We start from the raw sequence: 19,060 nt of genomic DNA on the forward strand, positions 1-19,060 counted from the left end.
AGTGGCAGATCGTGCCACTGGAATCGCAGTATTTTTTCTCATAGCTGACGGTTGAGGGGCGGTGCTCGGAATCTCCCATAACTAAGCAGAGACGGCGTTCTTAGCCAATGATTTCTGCCTGCATTGTTATGCAATTTCGCTCGAAGGCATATCGCGAAAATAGACAAAACCTTGTCAGGCTTGCATAGACTAGCTATATTTTCTTTCCAGTCTGGTCGCAACCACTTCCATCACCTTTTTTGGTGTTATAACTCCTTGTTTGCTCAATACACACCCTAGCGATGTCCCTTCGGCAACTACTCTATCACCAACGTAAAAAGTGTGTATCATCTGAAAGTACTTTTCGTCCCAATCAACGATTTCCATCGTCACATGATATTTTTGGAACAACTTGAGGGGCTTTTTATATTTCATGGTATGTTCAGAAATCACAGGGATCCAGCCGTTTTGCTGCATCGTTCTCGCAAGTCCGGTGCGAATAAACATATCGACTCGTGATAGATCACAGATTGTCAGATAACGGCCATTATTCATATGCATGTTGATATCGAGATCATTGGGTAGCACGCGCATATTTAACTTGTTTTTCGGACGAGAAATAGGCAACGAATCTTTAAAACTGGAGGCTACTAATAAGTAGATCATGCGAAAAATTAAGCTCATGGTAACTCCTTTTCTTACTGGTCTAATGAGTTCTTTTACATTATTGTAACAATTTTGTTGACATGTCAACTATATGTGAGTAATTTTGTTTTATGAGCAAAAGAAAACTGATTCATAAGCTTAACTTAGCTAAGCACTCTATGATGAAAAGTCTAGACGCCGAATGCCGTCGAGAACTTAATATAAGTGTGGTGCAATTGACTGCGTTAATGGTCATAAGTGAACATAAAAGCTGCCTAATGAGCGAGTTGGCAAATACCCTGATGCTGGATAAATCTGCGGTAACTGGGCTGGCAAACCGAATGCAAGCGGCAGGCTTAATTGTAAAAGCAAAATGTCCAAAAGACTCTAGAGCCACTCGCCTGAGTATTACTAACAGCGGAAGTGAGTTGCTATTAAATGGTTTATCTCATTTAGATTCCGTGAATGCTCGTATATCTGGTGATTTTACTGAACAAGAACTCGATACGGTCGCTCGATTTCTAGACCATATCACTGCCAGTTTTACTCACTCATAGCAAAATTGATAGCGAAGCTACTTACAACTATTATTTTGTTCGTTTAAATCTCTAGCTACTCATTAGTTTTGTATATCTCAACTAATTGAATATCCATAGTGTATTTTGAGACTTTACACGCTTCGGAGTAAAAGCGAGTGGAGGGAATTCGAGGTGATGACTAAGTGGTCGGTATCAATGCATAAAACGAAGGTGAAGTATCATAAGACTCATGCTCAGTTTGTCCAGTTCCGAGCAAATCGACCACCGATGAGAACGGTGGTCTTTGACGTTTTAGGATACGAGAAGTTATCCGAAGAACGGGTTCTGGCCGATCTAGTCTAACAAAGTTTTGTCCATTTTCGTGTCAGCCTGATCTTACTGAAACATTTTTGCCCCTTTGTGTGTTAACGTATTTACTCAGTGGTGGATCGTGCCGCTGAAATCACCGTACTTTTGTTCATGGTTCACAGCACTGAGGCCGTGACAGAAAACTCCCAAAAACTGGCACATATTAGCATCTCAATCTCTATATCACTTTTACACAATAATTCACTTGGATGCTTTGACTGGCAGAGGTGTCCCGTTTGAATGGAGCAGCTTAGTTTCTTGTAGTGGCAATAATCAGGCAAAACATTACCAACGAGTGTCGGAAAAATAGTCTGATAAATAATCAATCAGTGTACGAACAGTTGGTGACATGTACTTTCTGGAAGAATATAGAGCATAAATGGTAAGGTCATCTGGTTTCCAACTCGGCAAAACCTGCTTAAGCTGACCACTTTTAACGTATTGGTTTGCGAGATAAGTTGGCTGAATAGCTATGCCTGCGCCACGCAATGCTGCGTGCAGTAAGGTTGTCGTTTCATTTGCTGTCAGATTACACCTAACTTCTACCGATTGTTGCGCGTTATCTTTTGTCAAATGCCAGATATGCTGTTGGAAATTTTTGTACCCAAGGCAAGTATGATTGGTTAAATCACTCGGTTCAGAAATGGCTCTATTTTTAGTCAAATACTGTGGCGAAGCTACCACAACTGACTCACATACCGATATAGGCTTACCTATCAGAGACGGATCAGGTGCCGAGGCGATTCGGATAGCAAGATCTATCTGCCTTTCAGTCAGGTCTGTTACTGAGTCTTGCAAGTCGATATCGATATTTACTTTGGGGTTCTCTACCATAAACTCTTGAATAGCTGGCACCAACTGAGAATAACCAAATGACATGCTGGTTGCTAACCGAACTGTACCCGACAATTCACCACTGGCGTCTGCCAGCCCGCTTAGGCTTTCTGCTTGCCCAAGCCATTGTTTAACTTCTTCCAGACATGTTTCGCCCGCTGTGGTCAAAGAAACTTTTCGTGTGGTTCGATGTAACAGGCGGGTATTCAGCCAAGCTTCCATCGTTTCAATGTATCTCGTCACCATGGGACGAGACATATTCAGCCTGTCTGCTGTGGCGGTAAAACTGCCAGTCGTTGCCACATCAACAAATACTTTTGCGGCTGTTAGCCTATCCATACATTCGCTCGAATAAAGAAACAATAATGCTCAGTTTGGTGTGTTTTTCTGAGCACGTCAATTTCTTATTATCCTCTCCGTACCCAAACACATTAAAGGAGAACGGTATGAAAAAATTAACTCTAATCGCCGCATCTGTCTTACTGGCCACAAATGCAACCGCAGCGGAAAATACACCACTAACTCTTGATGTTTATAACGCTGACAAGAACAGCTTCCACGTAAACTCAACATTAGTAATCGGTGAAAGTGAAGTCATGGTAGTCGATACGGGCTTTACCAAAGCAGATGCTCTGCGCATTGCCGCAAAAGTTCTTGATAGTGGCAAAGAGCTGAAAACTATTTTTATTAGTCAGGCCGACCCAGATTATTACTTTGGAGCAGAAGTACTACATGCACTATTCCCGAAAGCGCAAGTTCTGAGTACACCGGCAGTGATTGAGGTCATAGAGAAAAAGCTCGCAGGAAAACTAGCATTTTGGGGGCCTAAAATGGGGAGCAATGCTCCGGTTGAACCGTATCTACCACAAGCTATCGAAGACAATGCGTTGACAGTTGATGGACACAAAATCGAGATTCGTGGCACTCAAGGAGAGTTGGCTCATCGTCCTTACTTGTGGATTCCTTCTAGCAAAACGGTTCTGGGCAATGTCGCCGTATACGGAAATTTGCACCTTTGGATGGCTGACGCGCAGTCTGAGGGTAGCCAGAAAGCATGGGTTAAACAGTTGCAAGAACTACAGGAGCTAAATCCGGAGATAGTCATTCCGGGGCACATGAAAGCCGGAACTAAGCTTGATGCAAGCACTATAAGTTATTCGCAGCAGTATCTGGCAGACTTCCAGCAGGCGAAAAGTAGTAGCCAGAATAGCGCTGAAGTGATAGACAAAATGTCTGCAAGCTATCCCGATGCACAACTGCCTATGGCTCTAAGTATTGGTGCTAAAGTACATATGGGTGAAATGAAATGGTAAAAGTACACTACTTTTTCGACCCGATGTGTGGTTGGTGTTACGGTGCTACTTCTCTGTTAGCTGCAATTGCAGCTAACACCGAGATTGAGTTGGTGCTTCACCCCGGCGGTATGATTGACAACAAGGCTATCGAGCCCGATTTTCGGAGTCATATCCTCGCCAATGACGAGCGCATTGCCAAAATGACGGGAGCACAGTTTGGAGAAGAATATATCCAGCGAGTGAAAGGCAACGATGAAATGATTTTGGACTCTTTCATCACAGCACGCGCAATTCTAACAGCAAAGCAATTGGGTATCGCCCCATTAGATATGTTGAAAGCCATTCAGCATGCCCATTATGTTGATGGTAAGCAGGTCAATCATCCCGAAGTACTCGAGGAGCTATCAGTAAAATTAGGATTAGAAGGCGCACAGTGGCATAAAACTATGAATGCAAATCTAGGTATTGAGCAGGAAGAAGTACAGAGAAGCCGACTGTTGATGCAGAGGTTACAGGTTTATGGGTATCCGACGCTGATCCTTGAAGTTAATAATAAGCTTATAGTACTTCCTCACACTGAGTTTTATGGCAAGCCTGATGAGTGGCGGCAGCTTGTTGATAGCTATATCCGCAGCGATTCCAGTACTTCCCAAACCAATATGTAAAAATATTGAAACGTGAATTAAGGTAAGAGTATTTGCAGAGAGTACAGTATATTGCATATTTCGAGGAAAGCTTTGCATAAAGTAAATCTGACACCTCAGATCAGGAATGCACGTTAATGTCCATTTCCTGTCACGCCGACCACCGCCAACAACGGTGGTCTTTAACGTTTTAGGATGCCAGAAGTTATCCGAAGGGTAGAAATCAGCCCATTGTCGTAACTCAGAAATGTCCAAAACCAAGCTATCAAACTGAAACACACAGACGGCACAGCCTCAGTTAGCGAAGTGATGAAGATACTCTTTACAAATTAATCTAAAGCGTTGGTGACGAGGGGAGTTCACTCATCCCGATGTCTTTTATGTATTTCTCTGGGAGTTTTTTTAATGCGGCTTTGAGCGCATTAAAGCACAATGGATCGATGGCCGTGCCGACGTTTTCTTCCATGATTTCCAATGTTTTTGGAATCGGAATGGCGCCTCGATACGGGCGTTCAGCGGTAATGGCGTCAAAAATATCAGCTGTGGTAATAATCCGTGTCATCATCGATATTTCTTCGGCAACCAGTTTGTCGGGATAGCCTGTTCCATCTAACTTCTCGTGATGGGCCGCCGCCATTTTGGCAAAGTGTCTGAGCGGCGATATCTTTTCAAGGATCTCTCTCGTCAGCACCGCGTGGTTTTGCACTTGTGCCCATTCGTCGTTATCCAATTTTCCTGGTTTATCCAAGATGGTGTTGCTGACCCCAAGTTTTCCGAGATCATGCAAGAGAGCGGCGCGTTTTAGCCATAGTCGATCCTCTTGGTCAATATTGAGCTCTTCGGCAATGAGGGTACTAAAAACAGCCACTCTGGCGCTGTGTCCGGAGGTAAAAGGACTCTTGGCGTCGATGATCTTGCCAAACGCGGTCACGATTCGGTCGAAATAATCATCGTCTAAGGGAATCATCGCTTGTGCGGGTGACATGGATAGGACAAAAGTGACGATGGATGGGGCGTTGAGTGCCTCAATAAAATCCGCGTTCTCTTCCAACTGCTTAGCGATGGTCACTAAGCTAGGGTCCAGCCAGTTTCCGGAGCGACGTTCCAGTTCAAAAAAGGCAATGCTCAAATCATGTTCACGTTGGAACACATCCATTACTTGAGCGAGAAGCGCAATTCTTGAAAAGAGTGGAATGCGATCATGCTGCAGCCCTTCAGGACGGCCTGACCCGTCCCAGTGTTCATCCAAATGTTTGATACCCTGCGCCACGTTTTCACTGAACAAGAGTTCACGGGCGACTTCTGCGCCTTTTGTGCAACGTGTTTGGATCAGCTCTTGTGCGTAATCGGTGCCATTTTTTAAGATATCAATGGTGGTTGAAATACGCTTGCGCCAATGCTCTCCCGAGCCTGCATTTTTAAGTACAAAGTTAATGGCACTCGTCAGGCTGGTGCCGACCGTTTTATAACGCTGTTTAAACGTCAGATCATCGGTGGCGTAAAGCTCGCAGATACGCGCGGCATTACTGCTACAGCCCGCATCTTTGAGTAACAACGTAAAATACAGATCATGCAGATCTGATGAGGAAAGGTTCATTCGCTCACCAATATGCATGCCTATCCAGCAGCAACGCATGCTGTGTTCAGGGGGTTGTCCCTCTGTCATATCGAGTGCGACGGTCAGTGAAGAAATCAGTTCCGCCAAAGGCATATTGAGGTTTAAACCCTGTAACAACATCATGCTCTACTTATTCACATGTAAACAAAAATTGTAGTGCAATCATTCGTTATCGCCTAATGACAAACGATAAAAGCTTGGCGAACGATCCAGGAGCGACCGTTCCTCCTCGTTTTCGATGTTCCGCTAATACTCCACACTTGGAAAAAAAGTACGAACGTGCTAAAAAGGCGTTCAGTCCACACAGTGAGTCACCGATGAGTAAAGGCAAAATCACCCGAGAGAATATTCTGAGCAAGGCATTTGAACTGGCCAGTGAAAATGGGTTGGAGAGCCTGACGATCGGAGAGTTGGCGAAGCAGTGTGGTATGTCTAAGAGTGGGTTGTTTGCCCATTTTAACTCGAAAGACAACTTGCAAATTGCGGTACTGGAGTACGCCAACCTTGTGTTTACCGAGCGAGTGATCGCGCCAGCGAGGGCGCAAGGTGATGACAACATCGAGCGCAAACTGCGCAGCCTGCTCGACAGTTGGTTAGGGTGGAACCACTCGTTTCAAGGCAGTTGTATGTTCCTTGATGCGTGGAAAGAGGCGTGCCCACAACCGACGCCGACACAGCAAGTATTGAAGAAAACCATCGCCACTTGGATTGAGTATTTACGCATTCAGGTAGCGAAAGGGATCGAGAGTGGCGAGTTCGACCGCCAGCTCGATCCGAAACAAGCCACGTTCGAGTTGTACGGGCTTTATTTAAGTGCCCATCTGTTTTACTCCATCCACGGCGAGCAGGCGAGTTATGCGCTGTTTTGGTCTGGGGTAGAGGCGCTATTGCAGCGCTGGAGAGTGAGCACTTAACCCACAGAATAATTAACACGCGTCATCGATTGACGCGGTTTTTTTAACTTAAAATAGTACGGTCGTTCGTTTTTACGAACAGATAAGGATACGACCATGAGTGATAAGATCTATTTCAATACATCAACGAAATTCAGCTTAAAGAAAAGCATGGTGAACTGGGGCACAAGGCTTCATCACATCTTAGCGCCTAAGCATGCAGAAAAAACGGCGCGCAAACTGTTGCTGACGCCGGTACGCACCAAACCGAAAAACGCCGCACCACAAGGGTTGATTGAAGGTGAAGTGCAAAGTGGGGAGGGGGTGTTGAAAACCTATCGCTTGGGGTCGGGGCCGGTGTGGGTGTTGACCCACGGTTGGTCGGGCAGCGCAAGTCAGTTCTACCCTTTGATGGCGCATATTGCCAAGCGAGGTTACACCGCTCTGGCGTATGATCACCCGGCTCATGGTCAAAGCGAAGGTGTCTATGGCCATATTCCCGCCTTTGTTCAAGGCTTAGAAGCGGTACTCGACAGTGTCGATGATGTGGCGGGTCTGGTTGGACACAGCATGGGAACCGCGTCTGCGATTGAGTGCCATCATCAAAAACTGGTGGATAAGCCGATGTTGCTGATTGCGCCGGTGTTGGACTACCTCGACAATCTGTTCGGCAGCATTTCTCGCTCAGGATACTCGATGCGTTTGTTTGATGCGGTGGTATCGAAAGTGGAAGAACAATATCGCTATCCGATCCAATCCATCGACCCCTACAACAAACTCAAATTGCGCCAAGCGCCGACTATTATCGTTCATGATCAGCAAGATAAATTCACCCACTTCTCCGTGTCAGAAAAAGCGGCCAGTGAGATGGAGAACGTCAGCTTGGTGGCGACACAAGGCCAGGGGCATGGTCGCGTGATGAAGTGCCCACAAGTGATGGAAAGTTTCGATAAATTAACGGCTTAGTGAAGCGTTTACCCGCCTATTACTGATAGTTAAGCCATTAATGTCCATGATATTGATGGGGTTAACAAATTCGCAAAGGAAATTATTTCCGCCTGCAACATTGTGGGATCATCTAGGGGCCAGTTCGGCCCTTAGAAGGAAATATAATAATGCATAAAAATGATAGTGTCCCTTTGCCCACCAATACCCGAGAGTGGTTATTTAACCGCAACAGCGCCATCGTCTTAGCGGATATAGCGCTGTTTTTGCTGCTCTATTTTACCCTCCCGTTTGATCCGCCGGTTGTGCTGGGTATCAGCATGCTGCTGTTTATCGCCATTTTATGGCTCACCGAGGCGTTGCACGTGACGGTGACGGCCATTCTTGTCCCTGTGATGGCGGTGTTCTTTGATGTGTTTGACACCCAAACCGCGCTCAACAACTTTGCCAACTCCATTATCTTCCTGTTCCTTGGCGGTTTTGCCCTTGCGGCGGCGATGCACAGGCAAGGCTTGGATAAGGTGATTGCCGATAAAGTCTTGATCCTGGCCAAAGGCAAAATGAATGTGGCAGTGTTTATGCTGTTTGGGGTGACCGCTGGGTTGTCGATGTGGATCAGCAACACCGCGACAACGGCGATGATGCTGCCATTGGTGCTCGGCGTACTGAGTAAAGTTGATGCAGACAAAGAGCACCTAACCTATGTGTTTGTGCTTTTGGGTATCGCCTACAGCGCCAGTATTGGCGGTATTGCCACCATCGTCGGTAGCCCACCGAACGCCATCGCCGCAGCCGAAGTGGGGCTAACTTTTACTGATTGGATGCGCTTTGGTGTGCCGACGACGCTGGTGCTTTTGCCTGTCGCGATGGCTGTGCTGTATCTGATGCTCAAACCCAATCTACAAGGCAAATTTGAGCTGAACTATCAGCCGGTGCAGTGGGATAAAGGCAAAATCGTCACGTTAGGTATTTTTGCTGCCACGGTTTGTCTGTGGATTTTCAGTAAGCCGATTAATGCCATGCTGGGCGGTTTTGCTAAGTTCGATACGTTGGTGGCACTCGGTGCAATTGTCGCGGTGAACTTTGCGCGCGTCGTGCACTGGAAAGATATTGAAAAAACGGCAGATTGGGGCGTGTTGCTGCTGTTTGGCGGCGGGATTTGCTTGAGTAATGTACTCAAAGCGACGGGTACCAGCGTCTTTTTGGCCAATGTGCTCAGCGAGGCGATTGCTCACCTTGGCATAGTGTTCATTGTGGCGGTGATTGCGATTTTTGTCGTGTTTCTTACCGAGTTTGCCAGCAACACGGCGAGCGCAGCCTTGTTGATTCCGGTTTTTGCCACCGTCGCCGAAGCGTTTGGCTTATCGCCAGTAATTCTGTCTGTGCTGATTGCGGTTGCTGCCTCTTGCGCCTTTATGTTGCCGGTCGCCACGCCGCCCAATGCCATCGTGTTTGGTTCAGGTCACGTGGAACAAAGTGAAATGATGAAAGTGGGTATCGTGCTTAATCTTGCTTGTATCTTAGTGCTGACGGGCATTGCCCTCACGTTTTGGGCATAACGCAACTGAGGCGCCTAGAGCGCCTCTTCTTCTTGCACGGTATTCACCTGGGTTTGAGTAGAATGGCAGGATGTGGATTGTGGTTTCGATGACGATAGTGCGCCAGATAATTGCACGGCGGTTCGCGCATCGATGCGACTTGCGTCAAACAGCAAGTAACTGCGCTGGGCGCTACCATCTTGATGCGGCACAATGCTCAATGTGCCTTTAAATCCAAGGCGAGAAAGATGCTGGCACAGTGCATCGGGTGCCATGTCATAAACGGGGTGCAGATATGGCAGTAACGTGTCGGCCACCCAAGCGTGTGTTTGGTAATGTGCCATCGCATTTTCTAGGTGGTCTGAGTCGGTAAATTCGATGATCTCTAGTACGTGTTCCAATCGCATCGAGGTGCTAATTCCATTTTAATCATAGAGTTAATAATGGTGATACTACATCAATCCCCTCTGTTGTCACCTGTAATGGATCAATTTATCTTGTGCTCTATGCACTCGAACTAAATCAAAAAGGAATGGCGATGAATCACGAACAATTCAACCAGTTCTGCCGCGCCTTACCGGCAACCACACATGTGGTGCAATGGGGCAACAGCGAGGTGTGGAAAGTGGGCGGCAAGGTGTTTGCCATCGGTACGCGCACGCCAAGTGGTACGCCTGCTTACACGTTTAAGACATCAGAGAGAAACTTTGTCTTCCTCAGTGAAAGTGACGGCTATATTCCGGCGCCGTACTTTGCCAGCCGCGGCATGAAATGGATTCAGCAAATCGATGCCTCGCCCGAGCGCGATGAAGCGCTCCAATACTATTTGCACGCCTCCTACCAACTGGTGAGTAAAGGACTGAGTCAGCGTGTACGTAAAGAGCTGGGTATTGAGATCGAGAAGTAACGCAGCGTCGCGCAGAAATTTGGTACACTCATCCTATGATTTCACTGTTAGAGATTTTGCTTGCACACCCATCAGACACTGACGTTTGCCACCGCAAACCTGTTCAATTTTGTCGCGCCGCCCAACGCGTTTTATGATTTTGAGAATATCTATGAGACGCCAGCGTGGGCGGAAAAATGTCGCTGGACGAAGGAGAAATTAACGCTTCTTGATGCGGATATCGTCGGGCTGCAAGAGGTGTTCTCGATTGAGGCCGCGAGACAGATGATGGCGGATCTCGGCTATGGCTATTTTGCGGTCGTCGATACGCCGCATATTGAGCAGGAATACATCTACTCCCAGCCTGTAGTGGCGCTGGCGTCTCGTTACCCAATCACACGTTATGAGGCGGTGACGCCGCCTAGCGCTTTAATGGAGAGTTATGACGTTCCCTTTCCAGATTTTAGTCGTCAGCCGATTGTGGCCGTGGTCTCGGTGCCCAATATAGGCGAAGTTGCCGTTTATGTGTGTCACCTAAAATCTCAACGCCCGACAGAGAGCGCAAGTGGTGAGAGCGAGCATCCACTTCTCGGGCGCTGGTTGTCTCATCAACAACGTGGCTGGGAAGCCGTGATGCTTCGAATTGCGATGGAAAACGCCTACCGGTCACATCCGGTGCCGACTGTGCTGATGGGTGATATGAATCAAAGTTTGGACAGCGTACTGACCGGGCAACTCACGCTCAATTCCAGCAGCGACAGTGCGACACTCACACTCGAAGACAGCTGGAGCCTCTACCAAACCAATGACAAAGCAAAAGACCGAGCGGCCACACATTATCATTTCGCAACGGGCAATGTGTTGGACTACCTGCTTCTCTCGCAAGAGTTTCAAGCTCACTCGCCATACTCACTTGCGGATGTTGTTGGCTATCAGGTGTTGGATCAACATCTGATTAATCCGTCCTTCGCGCAAGATAGTCAAGCGAGTGATCACGCGTTTGTCTCGGTGACGGTCTCGTTTGTTTTATAGTTTGACAACACAATAGGAAACTCAACCATGATTGAATGGCCATGCATGTTCAAGTTAGACGGCGATTACGAGCTACTCTATATACCCTCTCAAGATGTATTGGAAAGTGAACTCACGTCGCTGATCTGGAGTGAAGACGATTGGCTGATTGATAGCCGTGGTCGGTGTTTTCTCATCTCAACAGACGAGCAAGGCTATCACTACCAGCCTCACAGCGAGCTTATTACGCTCGAACAAGTGACCCAATGGGTACAAGAACATGAGTTTGCCAAGGTGGAAATGTGCTTGACGAAAATCCACTTTACTTCAATACAGCAAGCCATCGAATCGCTGAGCGTGGCGTAAGTCACCTCAAATGACAACGCAGAAAACAAAACAGGGAGCCGTGGGCTCCCTGTTGGTCAGTGATGTTGTTATTCTTCGATGCGATTGGCTGCCCAAGCGTACATCAACTCTAGTGCGATGGTGGCGCCCGCAAGTGAGGTGAGGTCTGCGTGGTCGTAGGGAGGAGACACTTCTACGACGTCCATACCGACGATGTTCATACCGGCAAAACCGCGGATGATTTTCAGCACTTTATCAGAGTTCAGACCGCCACATACCGGGGTGCCTGTACCGGGTGCAAAAGCTGGGTCTAAACAGTCGATGTCAAAAGTCACGTACACCGGTTTGTCGCCGACGATGTCTCGCACTTGTGCAACAATCTCACTCGCGCTCAGTTCATTGGCTTCCATCGCATTGATGACGTTAAAGCCATGAACTTGCTTTTTGTATTCCGTACGAATGCCAATTTGTACTGAGTGTTTAGGCGAAATCAACCCTTCTTTTGGCGCATGATAGAACATAGTGCCATGATCGTATGAGCTGCCGTTCGCGTAGGTGTCGGTGTGCGCGTCAAAGTGGACGAGCGCCATTTCACCGTGATGCTTCGCGTAGGCGCGCAAGATGGGTAAGGTGACAAAATGGTCTCCGCCCAATGCCAACATGGTTTTACCATCACGCAAGATTTCACTGGTCGCCGCTTCAAGGCGGTAAGTGAAGTCTTCAGCGTCGCCGCAGTCAAACACCAAATCACCCGCGTCAATCACGTTAGCACGTTTGAACACGTTGAAATCCCATGGGAACTTTTTGCTTTCCCAAGCCAAGTTGACCGAGGCACGACGAATGGCGTCAGGGCCCATACGCGCGCCAGGTCTTCCTGACGTCGCCATATCTAAAGGTACGCCGAGGATAACCAAATCGGCATCACTGCCGATAGGGTCGCGCATATAAGGGCGACGACAAAAGGTCATCGCGTTGGAGTAGAGCGAATAATCGATTTTGCTAAACAAATCGTTCACTTAGAAATCCTCTAAATAGGTATAGCCACTTAAGCCTTGCTCAAGTTCTTGCAATACGCTTTGCTGTTCTTGTTCACTGACGCGCTGCGTGACCAGTTCACGGTAGTGCTCACGGATGTTATCGACATCAATATGCACGTAGCGCATCATATCTTCTACAGTGTCGCCCTCATCAATACGCTCGATGATAGGTTCACCACTGTCATCTACGGTCACGACCGCACTGTGCGTGTCACCGAATAAGTTGTGCATGTCACCCAAGATCTCTTGGTAGGCACCGACCAAGAAAAAGCCCATAAAGTACGGCTTATCTTTGCTCCATGCCGGAACAGGGAGAGTCGTCTCAATGCCTTGACCATCGACGTACTGATCGACGGTGCCGTCTGAGTCACAAGTGATGTCGAGCATCACTGCGCGGCGGTCTTCGACATTCTCAAGCCCTGACAGAGGTAGGACTGGGAACACCTGATCAATACCCCAAGCGTCAGGTAGCGATTGAAACAGCGAAAAGTTGATGAAGAACTTATCCGCCAAACGCTCACTCAGTTCGTCCAAAATAGGGCGATGGAAGCGGTTTTTGGTGCTCATCAATCGGCTGAGCTCGTAGTAAATACGCAATGACATCTGCTCTGCCCAAGCGCGCTGGTGCAGGTTCAACACCCCCGCAGCAAATAGCGAATGCACTTCGGCAAGGTCGCTTTGCGTATCGTTGTAAATCTCAATTAATGCACGCGCATCACTGCCATCTTGCAAACTTTCCCAGTTGCGCCACATGTTTTGTAGCAGCAGTGGGTCATCAAGTTCTGGCTCATTGACCACTTCCGGCTGGTAGGCTTCTGTGCCGATCACGTTGGTGATCAGTACCGCGTGATGGGCGGTGAGTGAGCGACCCGATTCGGAAATGATCGTCGGCATGGGTTGTTCGTACTGTGTGCACACATCCCCAACCGTGTTGACGATGTTGCGCGCATATTCAATCAAGCCATAATTCATCGAGCTGGTGGATTGACTACGTGTGCCGTCGTAGTCCACCGCGAGTCCGCCACCAATATCGAAATATTGAATGTTGGCACCCATGCCGCGCAGTTCACAGTAGAAGCGCGCCGATTCATTCACGCCATTACGAATATCGCGGATGTTCGCCATCTGCGATCCCAAGTGGAAATGCACCAGTTGCAAAGAGTCCAATTGGTTCTCTCTCGTTAGCCTATCAATCACGCTAAGCACTTGTGATGCCGCTAGGCCAAATTTCGATTTATCACCACCACTTGATTGCCATTTACCCGCACCTTGAGAGGCCAGGCGGATACGAATGCCCATGCGCGGTTTAACGCCAAGACTTTTCGCTTCTTTAAGCACTAAGTCCAGCTCGGACATTTTCTCAAGTACGATGAAGACTTTGTGGCCCAGTTTTTCACCGATAAGCGCGAGGCGAATGTACTCTCTGTCTTTATAGCCGTTGCAGACGATCACTGAACTCGCTTTTTGCGCCAGTGCCAGTACTGCCAAAAGTTCTGGCTTACTGCCCGCTTCTAGGCCAAGTTGTTTGGTCTCTAGCTGCGCTTGACTGGCGAGGATCTCATCGACCACTTCTTTTTGTTGGTTCACTTTGATCGGGTAAACCAGCAAGTAGTTATTCGGATATTGGTACTCGTCAATCGCTTGGTTGAATGCATCACAGATGCCGTGCACACGTTGATGCAGGATCTGAGGGAAGCGGACCAGTACCGGCAAATTAAGCTGTTTTTGTTCGAGTTGAGCGACAATTTTGCTCAGTGGCACTTGGTGATCTTGACCAAGCGCAGGTGACACATACACCTCACCTTGGTTATCGATACCGTAAAAGCCTTGGCTCCAGTGTTGAACATTGTAGTCAGCGCGAACGCGGTCGAGTTTGGAAGAATTTTCCACATCAAGTCTCACAAAGATAAAGAATAAAACATGACTTCAGTGTAGTTAGAAATCATACGAGTCGCGGGCTTAATTTGATGACCGGGTTATCGCGACGAGCGCATTAACGGACAAACGCCCCCTGGTGTCCAACAAAAACAATTTGTCGATAGGACAAGGATTGCTTTACGCCTGCTTCATCAAAAATTTCGAACTATTAAGCCAAATTTATCCGCTGTTTGTGAGCGCAAGCATCTCTTAATCTAAGAGAAAGAAAGAGGAGTAATGTCATGATCACAGTGAGACACGCACACGATCGCGGCCGCGCTAATTTTGGTTGGCTCGACAGCAAACACACGTTTTCATTTGGCCACTATTACGATCCGCAGCAGATGGGTTTTTCCGCGCTGCGCGTCATCAATGACGATGAAGTGGCACCCGGCGCGGGGTTTGATACCCACGGCCACCGAGATATGGAAATCATCAGCTACGTTCTTGAGGGCACCATCGAACATAAAGACAGTGAAGGCAATATTAAGTCACTGCCTGCGGGTGAGTTCCAATTGATGTCGGCGGGAAAAGGCATCTATCACAGTGAATACAATGCGTCGAAAACCGATGCATTGCGCTTCTTGCAAATTTGGATTGAGCCGAACACTTTCGGTCAAACGCCTGGTTATCAGCAAAAAGACTTTGGTCAAGCGCCTGGGTTAACGACCATCGCGACGCCCACAGGTGAGGCGGGTACCTTGCACATTAAACAAGATGCCAAACTACATCAGCTGATTTTATTACCGGGCGAATCGCTTGATTACGCACTTGGCGCCGATCGCAAGGTGTATGTGCACCAAATCGACGGCACGTTAGAGGTTGACGGGATTCCCCTGCAAGGGGGAGATGGTGCAAAGGTAGAGTCCACCTCTCGAATCACGCTCATCAACCGCGGCGCTGACAACGTCAAAGCGTTGCTGTTTGATCTTCCCTAGCGCCTCAAGAGTAAATAGAGAAAGCGTGATGTCACTGGCGTTCTCCAGTGGCTAAATTGTACACACAGAGCCATACTTGAAATGAGAACATAACAGGAGGGTCAGCGATGAAAAACGAACTGGATCCGACCAAAGTATTGCAGGCTTACGAGATGGTAATGGCGCGCGGTACGCCGACCGAGTTTGGCAAGATGTATGAAGGGGTCGAAGCGTTTTCCGACTATGATGGCTACAACGTCTTTCTACGCGGTAACGGCGTTGAGCTCAAAATCGGTTTCCACAACACCTATCATTTAGAGTATGACCAAGAGCATCTAAGAGACAGCTTCTTGAAAAAGGTCGCCTCTTTGGCCAAATAGCCGAGCCGCTAAAAAGTTAAAGCCCAGATTGTTGCCAATCTGGGCTTTGTTATTCTGTGCTCGCGGGTCGAGATTAATCTTCTTCCACCAAGCTCACATCATCGGCGTAATCTTCCACATTGCCATCTGGTTTTGAACGTCCATTTAGGGTGTGAAAGCGTTTACGACCACGAGCGAGTTGAACGTATTTTAACCACACACGTTCCAGCTTGGTTTTCGCTTTTCCAGGGTTTTCGATAACTTTTACGAAATGCTTTTCTTCTGCGTTTTCAGGTGAGAGATCGCCGTTCTCCAAGCCCAACATGGTGTCACCATAGAGGGTTAGGATTTCTTCTTCAGCGAGCGTAAAATCACCAGACTTAGCAAAGCCGCGTGGAAACTTAGTGTTGTCGTAAAAACGTTTTTTGCCGTGACGAAATTCAGTGTCAGACATTGTGGTAGCCTCTGTAACCTACAATTGATAAATGACCTAAGCGGTACAGATCGAAAATTAGGCGCAAAGTTAGCAAAAGGAAAACAAAACTTTTTTATTGTCACTATTAAACATTTTTATGGTTTTAAGGTAACATTTTGCCCATTCAATGGTTTGCTTAATGGCAAGATTTGGTAGGCTTGAACGCTTGCACTTTGAGGAATATTAATGGACGTTAAAGTCTTCAGAACCTTTTTAGAATTGGCCAATGTACGCCATTTTGGTCGTGCGGCGGAAAACCTGTACATCACTCAAGCTGCGGTTAGCGCACGTATCAAGCAATTGGAAAGCTATTTTGATACGCAACTCTTTATCCGTGATCGCAACAACATCAAACTGACTTCCGCCGGTGAGCGTTTGATTGGCTACGCGGAAGTGATGGTCAGCACCTTGCAGCAGGCGAAATTAGAACTCTCCCTAGAAAATGGCAAAGCACTGCAACTGACCCTAGGCGGCACGCCAAACGTGTGGGATGCGTATCTGCAAAATGGCTTAAGCCTCATCACGGATGCCTTCAGTGGTTATGGCTTTATGGCTGAAATCATGGGCAGAGAAGCACTCAATCGCAGTTTGCAAGAACGTACCTTGGATATGGCGTTCGCCTTTGACCAAATCAAAGCCGATGAGCTCAATTGTAAAAAAGTCGCGGATGTGGTGTTGGTCTTGGTTTCGACCTCAGAGGGCAGCGTGGACCAAGTGCTGGAAGACAAGTACGTGTATGTCGATTGGGGCACTAAGTTTGCTTCAGAACATGCTGAGCGTCACCCTAAAATCCCAGCGCCTTATCTACGTACTTCTACAGCGCGCATCGCTTTAGACTTCATCCTTGAAAAGGGAGGAAGTGCTTACTTACCCACCTCTCTTGTCGAGCCCTTCTTAGCCAGCGGGCAATTGGTCAAAGTGGATGGCGTGGCAGAGTGGTATCGTCCCATCTACTTGAGTTATCGCAAGGCGAGCACGTCGATCGATGCCATCAGTCAGGTAGAGAAGTTGGTGAAAACCATCGACCCTGTCACGGCGTTCAGCTTTCAGCAGATGGCGGATTGGCCGGTAGACGAGTAGGCCTAAGTGCTTGAAACGGGCTGGTAAAAACTAGCTGGATAGAATAGAAAAACCTCGACGATACGAATAAGTGAAGCGTCGAGGTTTTTTTTGTGTCTAGCAATCGAGAAAGTCGAGTTACACGAGCTCAGCCAATTGAGTAAGTGCTTGCTCACGAGCTTCTGCAGCCGGCTCATCACCCATGTTCAGAGCTTCTGCGTAAACAAACTCAACGTCGGTAAGGCCGATAAAGCCAAGAATCGTGGTGAGGTAACTTTCAATCGAGTTACGAGGCGAATCTTTGTGTAGACCACCGCGTGTTGTGACCACCACGACTTTTTTGTTTTCAAGTAGGCCAACAGGACCGTTTTCCGTGTAGCTGAACGTGACGCCCGCACGAGCAATCAAGTCGAAGTAGTTCTTCAGTTGAGTCGGGATCAAGAAGTTGTACATTGGCGCGCCAATCACGATCTGATCGGCCGCTTTGATTTCATCGATCAACTGGTTCGAAAGTGCGAGCACCGCTTTGAGCTCGTCAGATAAATCTTCTGCTGGGCTACGCAGCGCAGTAGCGACGTTAAGGTCAAGAACAGGGATTGGGTTGGCGGCCAAATCACGCTCGATGATGCCTGATTTTCCCTCTAGCACCTTGTCAATGATTTGGTTTGACTGAGAGTGCTCACCCAAGATACTGGATTTTAGAACGAGTGTCTGTGCCATAATTTTATCCTTTCAATGAGGTTCTTAAACTCTAAACACGAATCGCAGAACGGTTAAGTGTGTCTAGCTCGGCTAGTTAACAACCAGTCTATCGCTATGTCGGAGAAAGGATAAGCGGAGAAAACTGAGTGACTCATTCAATTTTTTTGAATGAGTCACTCTCTCAACAACTCGAGGTCATTCAGAGATTCATCAGGCTTTCGATGGACTCTTCAACGCTCAAATGATGGAACGATTGCACATGCGCTCCGTCGGAGGCATCAATCAGAATGTGGTCAATATTGGCTGCGCCATGTGAGTCGATGTAACCGAGCGATTGTTCGACGCTGTCGCAGATCATGGTGATGTTGTCCTTTAGGACAATCGTGCAAGTGTGTAAATTCATAGCCAACTACCTTATTTTTATTGTTCATCTTTTAATTTAGATGAGGTTCGCACTTTCGCCAAGATCTTCATCCCAAAGTTTTCATCCAAAAGTTGACAAGGTTGAGTTCCGAAAATGGCTAGTATTGCGTGTGCAAACCGTTAGACTTTCTCTATGACTTAGCGCCAAGAGAGCAATGTGAATAATGACCACAGGTGATAAAGGACAGGGCGTGACTAAGCCGATGGCGATGCTCGGTCCATTGAGTGTGCACGAATGCCAGCAAGCGAGGTTAAGCCGAGATGCGCGCTTTGACGGCCAGTTCTATATTGGCGTCAAAACAACGGGTATTTTCTGTCGTCCGATATGCCCAGCCAACTTACCGAAAGAGGAAAACGTCACCTACTTTCTTGATCGCGCCCAAGCATTGCAGGCGGGCTTTCGGCCATGCCTACGCTGTCGACCGGACAGTGCGCCGAGTTCGTGGGCATGGAAAGGGGTGGAAACCACATTTCAACGTGCCATCACTCTGATTGAGCAAGGTGAAGTAGACAGTAAGGGATTGCCTCATTTGTCCGAGCGTCTGGGGATCAGCGATCGCTATTTGCGCAAGCTGTTCGAAAAATACTTAGGGATGTCACCGAAACAATACCAGGTGCTGGAGGGTTCTGTCATCCTGTTTCTTTTAACCT

At 47.7% G+C, this 19,060-nt stretch carries 22 protein-coding genes; 13 read left to right on the top strand and 9 right to left on the bottom strand.

Features of this window, described 5'->3' with window-relative positions:
* Positions 1–189: 189 nt before the first annotated feature.
* On the bottom strand, positions 190–663 hold the full coding sequence (locus tag AC6R0L_RS10185; protein ID WP_500629050.1) for an acyl-CoA thioesterase: 474 nt from the start codon (positions 661–663) through the stop codon (positions 190–192).
* 92 nt (positions 664–755) lie between these two features.
* Here AC6R0L_RS10185 and AC6R0L_RS10190 point away from each other — a divergent pair, with 92 nt between their 5' ends.
* Complete coding sequence (locus tag AC6R0L_RS10190; protein WP_500629051.1) at positions 756–1,181, top strand: MarR family winged helix-turn-helix transcriptional regulator; 426 nt, start codon at positions 756–758, stop codon at positions 1,179–1,181.
* A gap of 615 nt (positions 1,182–1,796) precedes the next feature.
* Here AC6R0L_RS10190 and AC6R0L_RS10195 read toward each other — a convergent pair.
* Positions 1,797–2,684: a LysR family transcriptional regulator gene (locus AC6R0L_RS10195; RefSeq protein WP_500627383.1), complete on the bottom strand. Its 888-nt coding sequence runs from the start codon at positions 2,682–2,684 to the stop codon at positions 1,797–1,799.
* 107 nt (positions 2,685–2,791) lie between these two features.
* Between AC6R0L_RS10195 and AC6R0L_RS10200 the strand changes: the two genes are divergently transcribed.
* Positions 2,792–3,658: an MBL fold metallo-hydrolase gene (locus tag AC6R0L_RS10200; RefSeq protein WP_500629052.1), complete on the top strand. Its 867-nt coding sequence runs from the start codon at positions 2,792–2,794 to the stop codon at positions 3,656–3,658.
* On the top strand, positions 3,652–4,305 hold the full coding sequence (locus AC6R0L_RS10205; protein ID WP_500629053.1) for a DsbA family protein: 654 nt from the start codon (positions 3,652–3,654) through the stop codon (positions 4,303–4,305). The genes AC6R0L_RS10200 and AC6R0L_RS10205 overlap by 7 nt, the downstream gene beginning before the upstream one ends.
* 313 nt (positions 4,306–4,618) lie before the next feature.
* Here the strand turns inward: AC6R0L_RS10205 and AC6R0L_RS10210 are convergent, their stop codons facing one another.
* Complete coding sequence (locus AC6R0L_RS10210; RefSeq protein ID WP_500629065.1) at positions 4,619–6,022, bottom strand: HD-GYP domain-containing protein; 1,404 nt, start codon at positions 6,020–6,022, stop codon at positions 4,619–4,621.
* Between the two features lie 197 nt (positions 6,023–6,219).
* Between AC6R0L_RS10210 and AC6R0L_RS10215 the strand changes: the two genes are divergently transcribed.
* The 3 genes from AC6R0L_RS10215 (at position 6,220) to AC6R0L_RS10225 (ending at position 9,299) form a co-directional block, all read left to right on the top strand.
* Entirely contained in the window at positions 6,220–6,816 is a 597-nt protein-coding gene (locus AC6R0L_RS10215) for a TetR/AcrR family transcriptional regulator (RefSeq protein ID WP_500629054.1), read from the top strand.
* A gap of 96 nt (positions 6,817–6,912) precedes the next feature.
* A complete protein-coding gene (locus AC6R0L_RS10220; RefSeq protein WP_500629055.1) occupies positions 6,913–7,761 on the top strand; it encodes an alpha/beta fold hydrolase in 849 nt (282 codons plus the stop codon).
* Positions 7,762–7,910: 149 nt separating this feature from the next.
* A complete protein-coding gene (locus AC6R0L_RS10225) occupies positions 7,911–9,299 on the top strand; it encodes an SLC13 family permease (protein ID WP_500629056.1) in 1,389 nt (462 codons plus the stop codon).
* A 14-nt stretch (positions 9,300–9,313) separates the two neighbouring features.
* On the opposite strand, the gene AC6R0L_RS10230 is transcribed toward AC6R0L_RS10225, so the two are convergent.
* Complete coding sequence (locus AC6R0L_RS10230; protein ID WP_500629057.1) at positions 9,314–9,685, bottom strand: hypothetical protein; 372 nt, start codon at positions 9,683–9,685, stop codon at positions 9,314–9,316.
* A gap of 131 nt (positions 9,686–9,816) precedes the next feature.
* Here AC6R0L_RS10230 and AC6R0L_RS10235 point away from each other — a divergent pair, with 131 nt between their 5' ends.
* From AC6R0L_RS10235 to AC6R0L_RS10245, 3 genes are read left to right on the top strand one after another with little or no spacing between them, the layout of a single operon-like run.
* Complete coding sequence (locus AC6R0L_RS10235) at positions 9,817–10,185, top strand: MmcQ/YjbR family DNA-binding protein (protein ID WP_500629058.1); 369 nt, start codon at positions 9,817–9,819, stop codon at positions 10,183–10,185.
* A 60-nt stretch (positions 10,186–10,245) separates the two neighbouring features.
* Positions 10,246–11,196: an endonuclease/exonuclease/phosphatase family protein gene (locus tag AC6R0L_RS10240; RefSeq protein ID WP_500629059.1), complete on the top strand. Its 951-nt coding sequence runs from the start codon at positions 10,246–10,248 to the stop codon at positions 11,194–11,196.
* 27 nt (positions 11,197–11,223) lie between these two features.
* Positions 11,224–11,541 (top strand): DUF4144 family protein, encoded by a 318-nt coding sequence (locus AC6R0L_RS10245; protein WP_500629060.1) that lies wholly within the window; start codon positions 11,224–11,226, stop codon positions 11,539–11,541.
* Between the two features lie 68 nt (positions 11,542–11,609).
* Here the strand turns inward: AC6R0L_RS10245 and speB are convergent, their stop codons facing one another.
* A complete protein-coding gene (speB, locus tag AC6R0L_RS10250) occupies positions 11,610–12,536 on the bottom strand; it encodes an agmatinase (protein ID WP_500629061.1) in 927 nt (308 codons plus the stop codon).
* Positions 12,537–14,459, bottom strand: coding sequence for a biosynthetic arginine decarboxylase (gene speA / locus AC6R0L_RS10255; protein WP_500629062.1), 1,923 nt, complete (start codon positions 14,457–14,459; stop codon positions 12,537–12,539).
* Positions 14,460–14,716: 257 nt separating this feature from the next.
* On the opposite strand from speA, the gene AC6R0L_RS10260 reads away from it, so the two are divergent.
* Both AC6R0L_RS10260 and AC6R0L_RS10265 read left to right on the top strand, forming a co-directional pair.
* Positions 14,717–15,412 carry a pirin family protein gene (locus AC6R0L_RS10260; protein ID WP_500629063.1) on the top strand — a complete coding sequence of 232 codons (696 nt, stop codon included), beginning with the start codon at positions 14,717–14,719 and terminating at the stop codon, positions 15,410–15,412.
* 107 nt (positions 15,413–15,519) lie between these two features.
* Positions 15,520–15,771 (top strand): DUF3081 domain-containing protein, encoded by a 252-nt coding sequence (locus tag AC6R0L_RS10265; RefSeq protein ID WP_487902985.1) that lies wholly within the window; start codon positions 15,520–15,522, stop codon positions 15,769–15,771.
* 73 nt (positions 15,772–15,844) lie between these two features.
* On the opposite strand, the gene AC6R0L_RS10270 is transcribed toward AC6R0L_RS10265, so the two are convergent.
* Positions 15,845–16,204 carry a MaoP family protein gene (locus AC6R0L_RS10270; protein WP_334553142.1) on the bottom strand — a complete coding sequence of 120 codons (360 nt, stop codon included), beginning with the start codon at positions 16,202–16,204 and terminating at the stop codon, positions 15,845–15,847.
* Positions 16,205–16,411: 207 nt separating this feature from the next.
* Here AC6R0L_RS10270 and AC6R0L_RS10275 point away from each other — a divergent pair, with 207 nt between their 5' ends.
* Positions 16,412–17,305 (top strand): LysR family transcriptional regulator, encoded by an 894-nt coding sequence (locus tag AC6R0L_RS10275; RefSeq protein WP_500629064.1) that lies wholly within the window; start codon positions 16,412–16,414, stop codon positions 17,303–17,305.
* Positions 17,306–17,422: 117 nt separating this feature from the next.
* Here the strand turns inward: AC6R0L_RS10275 and AC6R0L_RS10280 are convergent, their stop codons facing one another.
* Complete coding sequence (locus AC6R0L_RS10280) at positions 17,423–18,004, bottom strand: FMN-dependent NADH-azoreductase (protein ID WP_334553146.1); 582 nt, start codon at positions 18,002–18,004, stop codon at positions 17,423–17,425.
* A gap of 181 nt (positions 18,005–18,185) precedes the next feature.
* Positions 18,186–18,389, bottom strand: coding sequence for a hypothetical protein (locus AC6R0L_RS10285; protein WP_334553147.1), 204 nt, complete (start codon positions 18,387–18,389; stop codon positions 18,186–18,188).
* A gap of 223 nt (positions 18,390–18,612) precedes the next feature.
* Here AC6R0L_RS10285 and AC6R0L_RS10290 point away from each other — a divergent pair.
* Positions 18,613–19,060, top strand: a 448-nt coding sequence (locus AC6R0L_RS10290; protein WP_500629066.1) for a bifunctional transcriptional activator/DNA repair enzyme AdaA, incomplete at its 3' end; no start/stop codon positions are given.

It is taken from the genome of Vibrio sp. R15-SG3-ISO1A (genome assembly GCF_059833955.1).

Coding starts and splice junctions, on each gene's coding strand:
- AC6R0L_RS10185 (WP_500629050.1), bottom strand. CDS start 663: ATGAGCTTAATTTTTCGCATGATCTACTTATTAGTAGCCTCCAGTTTT.
- AC6R0L_RS10190 (WP_500629051.1), top strand. CDS start 756: ATGAGCAAAAGAAAACTGATTCATAAGCTTAACTTAGCTAAGCACTCT.
- AC6R0L_RS10195 (WP_500627383.1), bottom strand. CDS start 2,684: ATGGATAGGCTAACAGCCGCAAAAGTATTTGTTGATGTGGCAACGACT.
- AC6R0L_RS10200 (WP_500629052.1), top strand. CDS start 2,792: ATGAAAAAATTAACTCTAATCGCCGCATCTGTCTTACTGGCCACAAAT.
- AC6R0L_RS10205 (WP_500629053.1), top strand. CDS start 3,652: ATGGTAAAAGTACACTACTTTTTCGACCCGATGTGTGGTTGGTGTTAC.
- AC6R0L_RS10210 (WP_500629065.1), bottom strand. CDS start 6,022: ATGTTGTTACAGGGTTTAAACCTCAATATGCCTTTGGCGGAACTGATT.
- AC6R0L_RS10215 (WP_500629054.1), top strand. CDS start 6,220: ATGAGTAAAGGCAAAATCACCCGAGAGAATATTCTGAGCAAGGCATTT.
- AC6R0L_RS10220 (WP_500629055.1), top strand. CDS start 6,913: ATGAGTGATAAGATCTATTTCAATACATCAACGAAATTCAGCTTAAAG.
- AC6R0L_RS10225 (WP_500629056.1), top strand. CDS start 7,911: ATGCATAAAAATGATAGTGTCCCTTTGCCCACCAATACCCGAGAGTGG.
- AC6R0L_RS10230 (WP_500629057.1), bottom strand. CDS start 9,685: ATGCGATTGGAACACGTACTAGAGATCATCGAATTTACCGACTCAGAC.
- AC6R0L_RS10235 (WP_500629058.1), top strand. CDS start 9,817: ATGAATCACGAACAATTCAACCAGTTCTGCCGCGCCTTACCGGCAACC.
- AC6R0L_RS10245 (WP_500629060.1), top strand. CDS start 11,224: ATGATTGAATGGCCATGCATGTTCAAGTTAGACGGCGATTACGAGCTA.
- AC6R0L_RS10260 (WP_500629063.1), top strand. CDS start 14,717: ATGATCACAGTGAGACACGCACACGATCGCGGCCGCGCTAATTTTGGT.
- AC6R0L_RS10265 (WP_487902985.1), top strand. CDS start 15,520: ATGAAAAACGAACTGGATCCGACCAAAGTATTGCAGGCTTACGAGATG.
- AC6R0L_RS10270 (WP_334553142.1), bottom strand. CDS start 16,204: ATGTCTGACACTGAATTTCGTCACGGCAAAAAACGTTTTTACGACAAC.
- AC6R0L_RS10275 (WP_500629064.1), top strand. CDS start 16,412: ATGGACGTTAAAGTCTTCAGAACCTTTTTAGAATTGGCCAATGTACGC.
- AC6R0L_RS10280 (WP_334553146.1), bottom strand. CDS start 18,004: ATGGCACAGACACTCGTTCTAAAATCCAGTATCTTGGGTGAGCACTCT.
- AC6R0L_RS10285 (WP_334553147.1), bottom strand. CDS start 18,389: ATGAATTTACACACTTGCACGATTGTCCTAAAGGACAACATCACCATG.